Raw genomic sequence first — 15,481 nt, 5'->3', positions numbered from 1 at the left:
CTATAGTTCTGGTCATTTCACCGATGCGTCGGTAACATCTGCTCCCAACCATTCCGTGCTCAGCTTGCCAAGCGTACCGTCTGCCTTTAATTCCTTGATCACTCCGTCAATGGCATCCGAGAGCTTCTGCGATTCAGGCTCATCTTTACGGAAAACATAAAGAATGTCAGCAGAGGACAATTCATCACCAACGGCCTTCAGCTTGCTTTGCGGATCAATGATTGGCAGTACAAAATCTGCAGCGAGCGTTGCATTCACCCGTCCTGAGCTGATTTGGCTTACCGTATCATTGGCAGCACCGTTCTGATAGACGATCGTAATCGCATTGTCATGCTCCTTGTTGTAATTCTCCAGAATGGTGGACTGCGCACTGGTCGCACTGGTCAACACCTTTTTACCTTTCAGATCATCAAGCGACTGAATCGGATCGTTATTGTCCTTAGCAACAATGATGCGGTTTCTCCAATGGGCGTAGGCTTCTTTATTAAAAGAGTACTTTTGCTCTCGCTCCGGATTTTTCTCCATAACGTGAGCCACCAGATCGATTTTCTTGGTATCCAGACTCAGCAGCAGATTGCTGAAATCCATGGTCTGCAGTTCAAATTCGTATTCCGGCAGACGTTTGTCGACTTCCTTGATCAACTCCACATCAAAGCCTGTCAGCTTGCCGTTCTCATCAATGTAGCATACCTTTGGAAAAGCAGTTCCTGTACCGACTACGATCTTGGTTACTTGGGCTGGTTCTTTAGTAGCGTCAGATGCGTCTGTCGTTGCAGTCTGTGGTGCTGCTTCAGCGACATTGCCGCCCTGGTTGCTGCTTGCATTATTATTATTTGTACCGCAGCCAGCAATCGCCAGCATTGCAATCAATACATAGGCTAGTGAGATCGTCTTCTTCATCTTTAATTATCCCCTTTGAATGGAAGTGGTTGGGTCCGCAAGTTTCTTTCTCATCAGATACATGATTCCGTCGCCATTTTTGGGATCCAGCTCTACTATTTTTTCGTATCCCCGCCGTTCGTACATAGATACCAGCCAGGGATGTTTTTGCGCTGTAGCTAGAGTTACAGCTGAGGCTCCCAGCTTTCCGAGGATAATATTCTCCTCCACCCAATCCAGCAGCTTGCCGCCATATCCTTTTCCTCGGAAGTCTGGATTCACTGCAAACCACTTGACAAAAGGAAGCTCAGTAAGTGCCTTGATCTCCTCACCCTTCGACAGTGTAATCGTCGCCTGAACGGTATTATCGACTTCAAGTACATAACACTCGTTGGTGGTTATGTTATCTTCGATCAGAGCCAAGTCGGCTGATGCGGCCGGCCAATGCAGTCCGAGTTCACGAATCAGGGCATAGGCACGATATGTAATATCCAGCAATTGCTGCGCGTCTCTAAGCTCTGCCAGCCGGTAGATCTCCCCCATCTCATATCCCTCCAGAAATTAATTTTATAATCCCTATAGAATTAGTTGGATTATATGCAATTAACTTTATCACTGCATGCCCTCATGCGCTAATAGAGTTTTTCAATCTATTTATACAAGAAGTCGATTAAGCGTTTTGCCCGGCATGATCTCCAACAGGCTTTCTACAAATCCGGCATGCTCTCCATTCAGGGAAATCAGGCTGGTCCGTAAAGAGATCCCCTCCGTCTCAGCGATATCCACCCGAATCAATGATCCGGCTTCCACTTCATCCTGAACACTTAGCGCCGGAAGAAAGCAAATACCCGCTTTTCGAATCACCAGCTTCTTGGCTGTCTCCAGATTATCTACCTGATACACAATATTCGGCGGCTGCTCCATGCTCTCGAATACGCGGTGGAGCCGCATCCAATCCAAAGAACCGCATTCAAAGAAAACCAGTGTCTCCTCGCGAATACTCTGAATGGAAATGCGGCCCGCCCCGGACAAGGCCAGAGGATGCCCCTCATACACATACAGTGAGATCGGGTCTTCACAGAATGGATAGGCCTGAATCGCCGGATTCACTACTTTGCGGATAAAGGCAAGGTCAATATCCTTCGCTTTCAGCTTGTCAATTAAAGCCTCAGTGGATGCTGTGGTCAGCTTAAGCGTTAGATTGGGATAAGCCCTCTTCAAATGCAGCAGGAGATGCGGCATCAGATAATTGGAGACCGATACCGTGCTCCCGATTCTCAGCTCATCCGGAACCAGTCCTTTCGATTGGATCTGATGTTTGCCTGATTGGTACACCTGCAAAATCTGCTGAGCATAGGGGAGGAACTGCCTGCCTTTATCCGTGAGATGGATCTGCTTGCCCAGCCGGTCAAACACTTTGCAATCCAGCTCCCGTTCGAGCGATTGAATACGGGCAGTCACTGTAGGCTGTGAAATATACAGGACATCTGCAGCCTTATTGAAGCTTCCGTAATGGTTGATATACACAAAAGCCTCAATATTTTCGATGTTCACGTGCAATCCCCTCCGTATACTTTTATAAATAATTACTTTTCCAATAGATTAACAAGGAATTATAACAGCACTTCCCTATAGATTTAGTTAATATCTTATTCACAGCTCCATTTGTTGTCAACTGACTTTCCGTGTGAATCCCTTAAAAATGATTAAAAGAAATTAACTAACCTTTGTAAATTCAATAGATTGTAATTGATCAGCCGCTCCTTTAAAATTAACTTTATATGATGAATAAGGGGCTTTACCTATGAATTTTACAGCGATTGACTTTGAAACTGCCAACTCCAGCCGCTCCAGCGCCTGCGCTTTGGGGCTTGTTCAAGTGAGAGAAGGCGTAGTGAGCGCCGAACATGTGTGGCTGATTGATCCGCAACAGCGGTTCGACGGCATGAATATAGCGATTCACGGCATTACCCCCTCGATGGTAGAGGGTAAGCCTACATTCGACGAACTGTGGCCAACGCTTGAACCGTTGCTCCAGGGTGAGGTTGTGGTAGCACATAACGCCGCCTTTGATATGAGTGTCCTGCGTTATTGTCTGGACCGGTCAGCCTTCAGCTATCCTGATTTTCAATACATGTGCACCTATCTGCTCGGCAAAAAAATGCTGCAGGAGCTGCCCTCCCATAAACTGAATGTGATATCCCAGTATTTCGGGATCAGCCTGAAGCATCACGATGCGCTGGATGATGCCAGGGCTGCAGCAGGCATTCTGCTCAAGCTGATGGAACGCGGTCAGCACAGAGATCCCTTGCTTCTGGCCGGGAGCCAAGGCTATAAGGCCGGAACGATGTATGCCGGGGGCTATACTCCCTTCAAATCCCCACCCAAGAAAGCTGCCAAGAAATCTGATAGTAAGAAGCCTGCTACCCACAAGCCTTCCGGTGCTACGGGGCTTTCATCCTCTTCTGCTTCCCTGGGCCGAAAGGAGTTCGGCGGTTCAACTAACATAAGCAGTTTCTTTTAATTCTGCCTGATCGCCAGTGCTTCCCCTCAACCCAACAAACCCCCGATCCAGCAAAGGGATCGGGGGTTCTTCTTGCTTCTTCTTGCTACACAACCCTATCTATATCTTTTGAACTTGAAAACCTACTAAAAGGGTAAGTGACGGAGGAGAAGTTTGGAACTGGAGGAGCGGCAGCGTCCGCCTTTGTCTCCGGATTTCATCCGCTATAAGCGGTATAAATCAAACGAAATCTGGAGACAACAGCGGCCGGAAGTCCAAACATTCTCTGGAGTTACGTCCAACCCCTAAATAGGCAATTTTCATTTCAATTGATATAAAACTATATTTTCAACCGATATACCGCCTTATTCTCCAGCCCCCGGATGAAAGGCGTCCACTCCTCCGTCTCAGGTGTCGTATCCAGCGCGTCTTCCACCATTTGCAGCTTCGCATCCATTGCATCAATATGATGAAGAGCTACAGCCTCTGCCGTCTGCGGCTGAACCGGGCTTCCCCACTCACCCAAGTTATGATGGGATAATACCAGATGCTGCAGGCCGAGCACTTTTTCCGATTCCAGATCAATACCGGAGCGGATCGCCGCCTCGGTAATCCAATTGGACGCCATAGAGATATGCCCGATCAGCTTGCCCTGGACACTGTAATCTGACACAATCCCGAACTGTGAGATCATTTCCTCGGGCTTGGCGATATCATGCAGAATAATTCCTGCCTTCATCAGATCGGGATTCAGGAACGGGCGCTGCTTGCAGAGAAACTCACCGATTTCCAGCATACGTACCATATGATAAGCAAGTCCAGCGAAATAGGCGTGATGATGGGTTTTGGCCGCCGGATAATGCATTAATTTCTCTTCCACTTTACCCACACAAAACGATACAATCGTCGCGATCTCCGGGTCGGTAATGCTCGCCATCACTCCCTTAATGGTATGGATCAGATCCACCGGGCGGATAGGTGCGGACCTTATAAAATCAGTGAGTGAAACATTGTCGGAATCATTGGCAAGCCTGATCTTGGTTACTTTAACCTGAAGCTTCTCGCGGTAAGTATGTGCAACCCCGCGTACCTTCACCAGTGCCATCGGGAAAAAGGTTTCTTTATCTGTTGTGCTTACATCCCAGAATTTCGCCGAGATTTGACCACTGGAATCGCCCAGAACAATATCAAAATAATCCTTTGGAGGAGTACCGTTTGTTTGTTTGATTGCCAGCTCCCGTAATAGATAAAAGCCGACAAATTCATCCTGCGGAGATAGCTGTTTAATAAGTGTCATGTTGGAGCCTCCCATTACTAACAGGACCTAAGCCTGTTGTGTATATTAAACTTTAGACATTCATCTCCCAAATCCCTCTAATTACTATACGATTCCCAAATGAATTTATGCTCTCGTCCCACTACATGCCGTTCTTACCCATATCTTAAAGATTCGAAAAAGGGATGAAGGAATGAGCCAAAAAAAAGAGGTTGTCCCGGGCCATTTGCATGACCATGAACAACCTCTTTGAGGAAATAGCAGAAATTATTTGCCTGCGGTTTCCAGTGCAGCTTTGATAGCTTCTACCACTTTTGTGGAAACTGCCTTTTCAGCATCATTATTGCCGAATGCCGCTGCACGGTATCCGTACTTGTGGAGGCCGTAGCCGCTCGAAGTATTTTCGATCTCAGCCTTCACAGCTTTTTCAGCGTCAGTCAATTGCATGTAAGGCTTAACTTTACCCGCAGCATCCAGGTAGTACACCAGCATACTTACAGGAACGCCGTATTTCACATTCACCATTACATTTACGGTCTTGTCGGTACTTACTCCAATGAAAGTTCCGTTAAAGTAAGCCGCTTTGTCAGCTTCAGTAACTTCAGCTTTGCCATACGCTCTGTCAACCGCAGCCTTCATTGCATTGCTGCTGCTGGTTGCGCCGGATACCGCGTCCACTTGCTGAGCGCCTTCTCTGTTGCCTGCGGCAAGGAAGCCGGCTGTCAGCTGCGGAAGAGCTTTTTGCACTTCAGCATAAGCGTTTTTACCCAGGTCTACCATATTCATTCCTACACGGGTAAGTGTTACGTTTACGATTTTACCATTACGCAGAGTTACATCAGCTCTGTTTGTTCCTTTGTCATAAGCGTCACCATAGGCGGTGAAGGTACCGTCTTTATAGGTTCCTTGTTCTTTGGAAGCATTGGTCAGTGCATCGGTCAATGCTGCTCTTGCTGCTGCCGACAAGGCTTCTTGGCCTGTAACATCAGGTGCTTGTACACCTTGGGCAAGCAGTCCTGAAGTCAATTGTTCAACCAAAGTCTTTTGTTCTGGAGTCAGCTTGTCGTCAGCAATCAATTTGCCATCGGTTCCGAACAAGCTCAATTTAATGCCCGTTACCTGGTCTGCGGCTACATCAACAAGCAATAGAACTTTAGATGTATTGTCCACACCGGCAAATTTGCCGTCAAAATACTGGCCGACTGTTGGAACTTTCAGAGCCTTTTCAAACGCTCTTTCTACAGCCTGATTCCAGCCGTGGCTGCTTTCAGTAGCACCGGAAATACCGTCTACTTTCTCATCATAATTAGCGATATAAGAACCATTAGCAAGCAATTTTGCAGTCATTGGTGCATTGGCTTTTACCACTTCGGCATAGGCAGTTGCGCCTCTATCGATCAGGTTAGTGCCCAGTCTGTACAGTTTCACGTCTACCAGCTTGCCGTTGCGGATAATAATATCTGCTCTTTCTACGCCCACACTTCTTGCAGTACCGTAGGAAGAATAGAATCCGTCAATGTAAGCGGAAGTATTGTTAATAGTAGCGTTTTGTTCTGCATCCCAGAAAGCTTTGATAGCCGCTTTGGATTCTGCTTCGTATCCGGCAACCGGCTGAGCGGAAGAACCGTTAGCGAGCAGTACTGGTGTGATGACTGCAATCGCAGCAGTTTGTTCTGCAGTATACGTCTTCTCATCTACGAAACTTCCGTTTGCATTCAAAGGGTACAGCTTAACAGCAGTAAGCTTGTTCTCATCGTAGCTGGCGAATACAGCGTATTTGCCCTCTGGATCTACCCCCATATGATCACCGGCAAAATAAGTAGCATCAGCAGGTTTTACCTTAAGCGATCTTTCAAAAGCTCTGTCTACTGCCAGCTTCCAGCCATTGCTGGAACGGGTTGCGCCGGATACAGCATCGACTCCTGCTGCACTGTCTCTGGTTTGACCAAGCAGTCTGCTTTTCATCAATCCGTAAGCCACCCATACGCCGCTGTAATTGTCGCGTGCATTGACATCGATGATTTTTGGATTGGTTCTCATAAGCTCGATAGCCGTAATCTTGCCATCTTTGATTGTTATTTTTGCGCCTTCAGTGCCTTTGGAGTATGCATTACCATAAGCCACGTACACCCCATCCTGATATACAGCTTGTTTTACTGTTACAGGTGTAGCGGTTGCTACTGGTTTAGCCGTAGCTACTGGTTTAGCTGTAGCAACTGGTTTGGCTGTAGCTACCGGTTTAGCAGTGGCTACCGGTTTAACTGTAGCTTTGGCCGTTGCAACAGGCTTTGCCGTTGCCTTTGGCGTTGGTTTGGCGGTTGGTTTAGCGGTTGGTTTAGGTGTAGGCTTAGGTGTTGGTTTGGCTGTTGGCTTTGGCTTGGCCGTTGGCTTGGTTGTTGGCTTTGGCGTTGCAGCCGGTTTGGCGGTAGCTGCCGGTGCTTCTTCCGAGGCCGCTGAAACCGCATCCACCTTCAGATTCAGAGCTGGTGCATTAATCGTGTACGCCAGTGGCGCGAGCAGCAGAGCTGCGGTAACTGTCAAAGAAATTAGCTTTTTCAATGAGTATTCTCCTTTACCATATCCCCAGTAATATGTAACATTTCACAATACAAGCTATACCCTGCTTATCTCTCTTCCGCTCTTATAAAGATCTTCCTTTATCTTCATAAGAGGAGATCCCCCCTCCCGTATGTGCACGACCTATCCTGTGTGTGAAAGGATGCATCCATTTATATGATTTTTGCAAAAGGTGAATTAATTCACATAAAAGGATTGAAGTCTGCAAGCGGTAATTTCTGGCTTGATAATATCAAATTTTTGCTTTAATTCTCTGTATACAAAATCACATACCCTATAAGAAACATCACTATTTCATAAATATCACAAATTGATGCTATTTTTTACTCTCATTTTCTTCCATATGCTCCTTCTTATTATATTCATGTGATTCCTTGTATTGTGTTTCTCATAATGAATGTGATATTTTGGAATGATGCCAACTGGAACGAAGCAGGCTTAACGGATATAAATAAATCAAGCCGCCCATCTGCATAAAAACATGCAAACAGAGCGGCTTTTGAACAAATCCTTTAAGAATAATATGAATGAAAGTTAGACTTATGCAGTCAACTGTTTGTATTTGGAGGTTAATTCCTCGAACCATTGCTTATCCTGTAACGACAGTGCAAAATCGATTAATTCGGCGATTTCCCCCGGCTGTAGTTCCGGTGAATCATTAAAACTAACCTCAGCTCCCGCCATTGCTTCTCCATAAGCACCTTCTGCAAAATCATAAGAAAAGCGGAGCTTGATATCACTCTCCAGAAATTCGTTCCTCAGGAAGTACAACACCTCGCACATCAGAACCGGCCGGGTGTGGTTGTCAAAGACACACTCCATAACCTTGGCCCAGTAGTGCTGGTTGCTTAGATGCAGCTTGTCATTGGTTAACAGATATTGCTCACCTTGAAAATCATTGACGAACCTCACTTCAAGCGGCTCCATTTTAAAAATCGCAGCAATTTGCTTTCTGGTGATATTCACGATGTCCTGCGTATCCAATCTCATCATTTCATACACCTCGTTCTTCATATTTGGGCTTTCCGTACCTTGTCAGCATGAGAATATAGCAATAATTTTAATTAATTTAAAAGTATTATCGTCTATTTTCTGCAGTTTGTTAATGTTTTTTTATAAAATTCCATAAAAATATGTTTCTTAATGTGATGAAATGGTTAAATTATAGGTTTTGATTACAATATCGTTACTTTTACAGTCCATAGAGACTAAAAATGCTGGTAAAAATCCCTTTGCCGTCCTAAAAAATACAGAGTTCCTTTCGGCGATAAAAACATGAAAATGGGGTATCCCAGTCAAATGAATGACTGTAGATACCCCAATGGATTGAACTGGCTTTTTAGAGCTATACAAATAAGGAGACGAGTTCTATCCCCTCTTCCGGTGAGATGCGCACCAAGCCTTTATCAGAGATACGCAAAGTCGGGATCACTGCTAACGCAAGCAAGGACAATGTCATGAAGGCATAATTCAGCGTACACCCCGAATCAAAGAGCGCTTTGCTGATCGCTGCAGACTTCGCTGCTGCTACCTCGAAGGGCTCTGTGGACATCAGACCCGCAATCGCCAGCGGAAAAAGCGTGGTTCCGGCAGTTGTGATGACAGCCACGCCGCCCTGAGCTTCAGCAACCGCCCCCGCTGCTGCGGCCATCAGCCCATCATCATTACCAATCACCAGCACATTGTGGCTGTCATGGGCCACAGTCATGGCAATGGCCGCAGGCTCATGGAAGCCGATTCCCGCTACAACACCAACCGATTTGTTGCCGGTTCCTTTATGGCGTTCAAAAACTGCTATTTTACAAAGGCCGTTCTCCACTTGCAGTATTCCTTCTTCTACGGGCAGCTTCAGGATAAGCTCCTCCGTCTCCACATGATTCTCAATCACCCGGATTACCCGTGTTGACAGACTGCCTGATTCCATGGGCGCACGGATCACAAAATCTTCCGCCACCGGGAGCCGCGGCAAATGAACCGAAGTGAGTACCTCATCAGGATATGTATACGTCTCAAGGGGAGCAGTCATCATCCCATTCTCAGCCACCACAACACCTGCCGCTATAGTCATCACTACGTGAACATCCGCCAGATTCCCGTCCAACATGATCATATCGGCACAGGATCCGGGCGTAATCGAGCCGATATCACGGGCAACGCCAAAGCGCTCAGCGGTGTTGATGGTCGCCATTTGAAAGGCAGTCACCGGCTTTACCCCTTGCGAGATGGCATGACGCACCACAAAATCCATATGACCTTCGTCACGCAAGGATTCCGAGCTGCGGTCATCGGTCACGAGCAGCATCCGCCGTGGATCCAGTCCATGCTCCGTGTGCGCGGTGATTGTCTTCGCCACATCATGCCAGGCGGAGCCGCGGCGCATTTTGGCATACATGCCCAGGCGGACGCGCTCGATCACATCCTCGGCTGTGACACACTCATGATCGCCGGTTACGCCAGCAGCCGCATACACGGGCAGCCTCCAATCACTGGACGGCCAGGTGAAATGCCCATCCACCACCCGTCCGGCGCGTAAGGTTGCCTGAATTTCTCCAAGCATTCTTGCATCTCCGTAGACCACACCGGGAAAATTCATCACTTCGCCCAGTGCAATCACATCGTCGCCCCAGGTATAGGCTTCCGCTACCTCATCCGGCCCTATGGAAGCGCCGGTCGTCTCAAATTCCGCACCTGCCGAAGGCACGCAGGAGGCCACCTGCATGTAGGCAGCCAGCGGTGTTCCACGCATCTCCTCCAGCATCAGCTGTATGCCCTTAAGTCCGAATACGTTGGCAATCTCATGCGCGTCGAAGAATCCTCCGGTAGTGCCAAGCGGCAGCACAGCACGGGCGAATTCCGTCACAGTCAGCTGTGTACTCTCAATATGGCAGTGTCCATCCAGCAGACCCGGAGCCAGGTATCTCCCGTCCGCTTCAATGACCCGCGTCCCTTCACCGATCATATGTGAGACATCTTTGCCAACATAAGCGATGCGTCCACCCTGAACGGCGACAGACATTCCCTCCAGAATCTCCCCGGAACATACATTGACCAGCTTGCTGCCCGTAATTACCAGGGTAGCCGGCAGGTCACCTCGCGCGGTAGCCACAAGCTCCGGGACACAATCCGCAAGCGGTTTTCTTTTAAAGGACATTCATTATTCTCCTCCCGTTCATTCCATCTTTGCCTCATATACATCGAGTGCCGCCTGAACGCCAAGCCCGCAAGGCACCGCATATCCATGCCGGATAAGAGCCGCCTCCAGCGCCCCCAACACACGCAGCACATTATTCTCGCGGCAGCTGAAGCCCATAGTGCCAATGCGCCAGATCAGCCCTTTTAACGGACCGAAAGAGCTGGCAATCTCAATGCCAAAGCGGCTAAGCAGCATATCCCGCACCGACTCGCCATTCACCCCTTCCGGAATGCATACACAGGTCACTACCGTCAGCTTACTCTCCGGGTCTCCATACAGCTTGAGGCCCATCGCCATAAGTCCAGCGACCAGAGCCTTTTCGTGTAAGGCATGCCGGACATGCCTATTCTGAAGGCCTTCTTCCAGCACGAGCCGCAGGCCTTCCCGCAAGGCATAGAGCATGGAGGTCATCTCCGTATGATGATTCAGCCTCTGTTCACTCCAGTAATCCTGCAGCATGCTCAGATCGAAATAATTACTGCGGATCACAGGCAGTTCACTGCTCTGAATCCCACCTGTGCGCAGACCGCGCTCAACCTGTTTGCGCTTCATAAGCTTGGCTTCGGCGCGCGCATTATACGTCACCGGCGCCATGCCTGAAGGAATGGACAGACATTTTTGGGTACCGCCGATAACGGCATCCAGCATCCAGGCATCCGTCTCCACCGGCACCCCGCCGATAGTCGCCACAGCATCCACAATCAGCAGCGCGTCATGCTCACGGCAGGCCCGCCCAATCTCCGCCAGCGGCTGTACCTGCCCTGTCGAGGTCTCGCCATGAACCATGGCAACCACATCAGGTTTGAAGTCCCTAATCGCAGCGATGACCTCATCTGGTGTGAACACACTTCCCCAGGTTTTCTCTATAGTGAATACCTCGGCACCGCAGCGTTCAGCAATCTCATGCAGCAGATGGCCAAACCGCCCGTAGATAGGAATCAGCACCCGGTCGCCCGGGGCAATCAGACTAACCATTACCGCTTCAATCCCCGAGCGGGAGGTACCGTCTACAGGATAAGCCCACTTATTCTCCGTTGCAAACAGCTCACGCAGCATTCCCATTGTCTCATTCATAATATCAGTAAATTCGGGATCGAACTGTCCGAGTACCGGAAAAGACATCGCCCGCAGCACACGCGGATCGACCTCTACCGGCCCAGGGGTCATAATACACCGCAGGGACGGCGACAAATCTTCGTACCGCTTCATGATCATCTCTCCCTCTATAGGTTCAGCTCTCCTCGTAGGCAAGCTTATATAATAAAGCGGTCAGAACATCCAGCCCAGCCGCCAGCTCCTCCGGGGAAGAATACTCCTCCGGAGAATGGCTGATCCCCGCCCGGCTGGGAACAAAAATCATTGCCGTCGGACACCTTGGCGCGAACAGCTGGGCATCATGCCCCGCTCCGCTCACCATACTGCGGAAGCTCCTCCCCTGCTCCTGGCAGATGTGTTCAAGGGCTTCGCAGAGTGTCTGGTTCATGAGCGCGGGGGAGGTTGCCAATGTCTGCACCAGCTCAAGCTCAAGGCCGCGCCGGGCTGCAATCTCTCTGAACTCCGTCATGAGCCGGGAGCAGAAGCGCTCCAGCCGCTCTGCCTCGCTGTGACGGATATCCAGCGTGAACTCTACTTCGCCTGGAATTACATTCGATGTCCCCGGAAGGACTTCAAGCCTTCCGGTGGTGGCAACCAGCGGTTCTCCCGCTTCTGCAGCGAATCGTTCCATTACAGTCAGCATCTCCGCTGTACCGGCCAGCGCATCGCGGCGCAGACCCATCGGCGTTGTTCCGGCATGATTGGCGGTTCCAGATACCTTGGCCGTGAAACGTCTTTGGCCCACAATCGCCTGCACTACCCCAATGTGCTGCGCGGATTGCTCCAGAATGATTCCCTGCTCGATATGCAGCTCGACATACATCCCGATATCATCTCTAGGGGAAGAATTCACACAGTGGTCAACGTGATCATCAAGTTCTGGCCGCTCCCCCTGGTTTGGCAAGCCGTAGCCGCAGGCCTCCATCGCCGCCATGAGTGTAATCCCCTCCGGATCAGAGATGGATTCTGACACGCTTCCGTTATATAGGCCAGTCACATTTCCGGAACCCCAGAACGTCAGCGGAAAACGGCTTCCCTCCTCCTCACAGAACGCAGCAACCTCCAGCGTCCGCAGCGGCGGCCCGAAAGTCTCCGCCAGATAATGGAGCGCGGTGACCGCAGCCGCCACTCCATAGGCTCCGTCATATTGGCCGCCGTTCACTACAGTGTCGATATGTGAGCCGGTCAGGATTACTTTATCGGTAAGCCTGGATCCGCTCAGCCGTCCAAAGACATTGCCTACGGGATCGGTGTGAACCTCCAGCCCGAGCGCAGCCATTTTTTCCTGCAAAAAATGCTGGGCCCCGCTCCACTCCGGTGTATATAGCAGGCGGGTAACTCCCGGTCCCGGAGCGCTGAATGCCGCCAGTTCCTTCAGCAGCACCATCATATTCCCGACTGGTGCGCGCAGGGACGGCCCCTTCATACAGCCGGCTGCCCCTTATGGATCTGCAGCCACTCTCCTCCGTCCGCCGACATCACACCTTGTTCAGCGGTATACACCACGTTCCCCCGGATGATTGTAGCCGTGACCTTGCAGGATAAGGTCATTCCGGTATACGGGCTGTGCTTGTGCCGATAGAGCAGATCCCCCGCAGCCAGTGTGTAATCAGCGTTGGGGTTCAGCAGCACCAGATCTGCATCCAGCCCCATGGCGATGGAGCCTTTGCGGTGATCCAGTCCGAACCGCCGAGCAGGTCTCTCCGACAATAAAGCTGAGACTTGAGTGACTGGCAAGCCGCGTACATGCACGCCTGCATGGAACATCAGCTCCAGGCTGCTCTGGGCACCCGAAATCCCGCCCCAGGCTTCAAAAAACGTCAGCTCAGGATTCAGCTTAAGCTCAGGCGGACAAGGCGAATGATCTGAAGCGATCAGGTCGATTTTATCCTCAGCCAGCACCTTCCACAGCTTCTCCTGCTCTTCCGGGCTGCGGAGGGGCGGAGCGCATTTGGCTACAGGCCCCAGCTGTTCCATGCTATCTTCATTAAGCAACAGATAATGCGGACAGGTTTCCGCTGTCACATCCAATCCGCGCAGCTTCGCAGCATGGATCATATCAATCGCAGCTGCCGTGCTAATATGCACGAAATGCAGCCGGCAGCCGGTACGTTCACTGTACAGCAGTGCCCGGGATACCGCCTCAAGCTCCGCTATCGCCGGACGGGAAGCAGCGAAATCCCGCGCCCCTGTCTTACCGCTGCGGACGGCATCTGCCGACAGCACAGCCGTAATATCTTCGCTCTCCGCATGCAGGGCAAGAATACCTCCGAGGGCGGCGATTTTTTGCATTCCCAAATATAGTGTCTCGTCATCCACCTCACGGAACCGGCCTTCTCCTTCGCCGCCAGGATTAGAGATAAAAGCCTTGAAGCCAGTCACACCAGCCTCCATCAGACCCTCTAAATCCCCCAGATTTCCAGGAACGAGACCGCCCCACAACACATAATCTACTGCAGAATTTGCAGAAGCAGCCTCCGCCTTAAGCTGAAGCGCAGCCTTATTCACCGTAGGCGGATTGCCGTTCAGCGGCATATCTGCATAGCAGGTACATCCCCCTGCTGCCAATGCTGCAGAACCGGAGCGGAATCCTTCCCAGTGGCCAAACGCCGGTTCATTAAAGTGCACATGCATATCGATCATCCCCGGCAGCACATATTGCCCCTCTGCATCGATGACCGTAGTTGCTGCCGTGGCCCTAAGCCCCTGGCCCAGTGCGGCGATCTTTCCGTCCCTTACCCCGACATCCAGCTTCCGCACTTCTCCAGGCAGCACGACATCACCATTTCTAATAATAAGCTCGTATGATTTCTCCATGAGTCGGTCACCTCCGGTCGTTTACTCTTGCTCTATTCAGCTCCCCCGGTATGTACTGTATCCCCCGGGTGCAACCAGCAGCGGAACGTGGTAATGGTCTGTCGTATTAGTGATGTTGAACCGGATCGGGATGTTTTCCAGAAAAAAAGGTTTTTGCTGTTCCTGGTCTACCGAATTCCCCTCATCATCCGATCCCTTCAGTTCCCTGCCCCGATAATAATCTCCGGACATGAACAGCAACTCATAGCAGCCTGGGATTAGCTCCGCGCCTTCCAGCAGCGGGGCATCCAGTCTGCCGTCATGGTTCGTGGTTGCTTCACGCAACAGCTTCCATGAGCTCTCTTCAAGGCTCCATAGCTGAAGCTTCATACCAGCTGCCGGCAAGCCATGCGACAGGTCCAGCACATGCGTTGTTAGACGGCCGCTCATGTCATCCATAGCAATACTTGTAATTCCCGCTCCAGTCATGGCAGAACACCTCCGCTGGTTCTATTGGCTTTGTATCTTCTATTCCCGTTGACTCTCGCTTTATTGCTCTGCAGTCTTCTCCTGGATCAGGTCATTCAGCCTGAAAGCTGTAATTCGGCCGATCTCAGCTAGCGCCTGCTCCCGCTCTTCCTCCAGTGTCCGGACCACGCGAGCTTCAATAGAGTGAATAATATCATCCTTATTCTTGCCTCGCACAGCCAGGATAAAAGGAAAGCGGAATTTATCCGTATATGCTGCATTCAATTCTGTAAGCCTGGTGAATTCCTCCGGAGTCAGACGGTCGAGTCCAGCCCCCTGCTGCTCTGCCGCGGATAACGGGCTGACCTCCAGCCGGGTCGCCAGATCCGGATGTGCCCGCAACAGCGCCTCTGTCTGTCCTAGCTCTGCATTCCTCGCCGTACGTAACATCGCACTATGCAGCTCTGCGGTGGACTGGAACGGAATATGCGCATAAGCCCCCTCTGCTACCCAGGGCGAATGTTCGAAGATACCGCCAAGGTTCGCCACAAATTCCTGCTTGCTCATACGATTTATCTCTTCCAGCGTCAAAAATACAGGTGGTGTCGTCACAACCTTCCCCTCTTTCTATAGTTAACTCATTTCCGATTATTTTTAATTTTAACTTCTTTCAGGGAGGTTTCATAGCTGATTC

The 15,481-nt window shown here is 50.3% G+C and carries 13 protein-coding genes; 1 reads left to right on the top strand and 12 read right to left on the bottom strand.

All coding sequences use genetic code 11. The features are described 5' to 3' along the window. Positions 1-12: 12 nt before the first annotated feature. From ACAN54_RS13640 to ACAN54_RS13630, 3 genes are all read right to left on the bottom strand, one after another. Positions 13-900, bottom strand: coding sequence for a transporter substrate-binding domain-containing protein (locus ACAN54_RS13640; protein WP_379155504.1), 888 nt, complete (start codon positions 898-900; stop codon positions 13-15). A 6-nt stretch (positions 901-906) separates the two neighbouring features. Further along, entirely contained in the window at positions 907-1,422 is a 516-nt protein-coding gene (locus ACAN54_RS13635) for a GNAT family N-acetyltransferase (protein ID WP_379155501.1), read from the bottom strand. Between the two features lie 111 nt (positions 1,423-1,533). Then, the gene (locus ACAN54_RS13630; protein ID WP_379155498.1) at positions 1,534-2,433 is read right to left on the bottom strand and encodes a LysR family transcriptional regulator; all 900 of its coding nucleotides are present in this window, start codon (positions 2,431-2,433) and stop codon (positions 1,534-1,536) included. A 250-nt stretch (positions 2,434-2,683) separates the two neighbouring features. Between ACAN54_RS13630 and ACAN54_RS13625 the strand changes: the two genes are divergently transcribed. Beyond that, entirely contained in the window at positions 2,684-3,403 is a 720-nt protein-coding gene (locus ACAN54_RS13625) for a 3'-5' exonuclease (RefSeq protein WP_379155495.1), read from the top strand. Positions 3,404-3,722: 319 nt separating this feature from the next. Here the strand turns inward: ACAN54_RS13625 and ACAN54_RS13620 are convergent, their stop codons facing one another. The 9 genes from ACAN54_RS13620 to uraD form a co-directional block, all read right to left on the bottom strand. Beyond that, the gene (locus tag ACAN54_RS13620; RefSeq protein WP_379155492.1) at positions 3,723-4,679 is read right to left on the bottom strand and encodes a 3'-5' exoribonuclease YhaM family protein; all 957 of its coding nucleotides are present in this window, start codon (positions 4,677-4,679) and stop codon (positions 3,723-3,725) included. A gap of 246 nt (positions 4,680-4,925) precedes the next feature. Then, complete coding sequence (locus tag ACAN54_RS13615; RefSeq protein WP_379155489.1) at positions 4,926-7,217, bottom strand: FMN-binding protein; 2,292 nt, start codon at positions 7,215-7,217, stop codon at positions 4,926-4,928. A 558-nt stretch (positions 7,218-7,775) separates the two neighbouring features. After that, a complete protein-coding gene (locus ACAN54_RS13610; RefSeq protein ID WP_379155485.1) occupies positions 7,776-8,225 on the bottom strand; it encodes an IDEAL domain-containing protein in 450 nt (149 codons plus the stop codon). 355 nt (positions 8,226-8,580) lie between these two features. Further along, positions 8,581-10,386: an adenine deaminase gene (locus tag ACAN54_RS13605; protein ID WP_379155483.1), complete on the bottom strand. Its 1,806-nt coding sequence runs from the start codon at positions 10,384-10,386 to the stop codon at positions 8,581-8,583. Between the two features lie 18 nt (positions 10,387-10,404). Continuing rightward, on the bottom strand, positions 10,405-11,637 hold the full coding sequence (locus ACAN54_RS13600; RefSeq protein WP_379155481.1) for a pyridoxal-phosphate-dependent aminotransferase family protein: 1,233 nt from the start codon (positions 11,635-11,637) through the stop codon (positions 10,405-10,407). A 22-nt stretch (positions 11,638-11,659) separates the two neighbouring features. Further along, positions 11,660-12,949, bottom strand: a complete 1,290-nt coding sequence (locus tag ACAN54_RS13595) for a M20 family metallo-hydrolase (RefSeq protein WP_379155479.1) — start codon at positions 12,947-12,949, stop codon at positions 11,660-11,662. Beyond that, positions 12,946-14,340, bottom strand: coding sequence for an allantoinase (locus tag ACAN54_RS13590; protein ID WP_379155476.1), 1,395 nt, complete (start codon positions 14,338-14,340; stop codon positions 12,946-12,948). The genes ACAN54_RS13595 and ACAN54_RS13590 overlap by 4 nt, the downstream gene beginning before the upstream one ends. 36 nt (positions 14,341-14,376) lie before the next feature. Beyond that, on the bottom strand, positions 14,377-14,769 hold the full coding sequence (gene uraH / locus ACAN54_RS13585; protein WP_379155900.1) for a hydroxyisourate hydrolase: 393 nt from the start codon (positions 14,767-14,769) through the stop codon (positions 14,377-14,379). A 99-nt stretch (positions 14,770-14,868) separates the two neighbouring features. Beyond that, positions 14,869-15,399, bottom strand: coding sequence for a 2-oxo-4-hydroxy-4-carboxy-5-ureidoimidazoline decarboxylase (uraD, locus tag ACAN54_RS13580; protein ID WP_379155473.1), 531 nt, complete (start codon positions 15,397-15,399; stop codon positions 14,869-14,871). Positions 15,400-15,481: the final 82 nt, after the last annotated feature.

The organism is Paenibacillus diazotrophicus (assembly GCF_042610465.1).
Note: the sequence above shows the minus strand (reverse complement) of the source record. Positions and strands in the feature narration are given on the sequence as shown.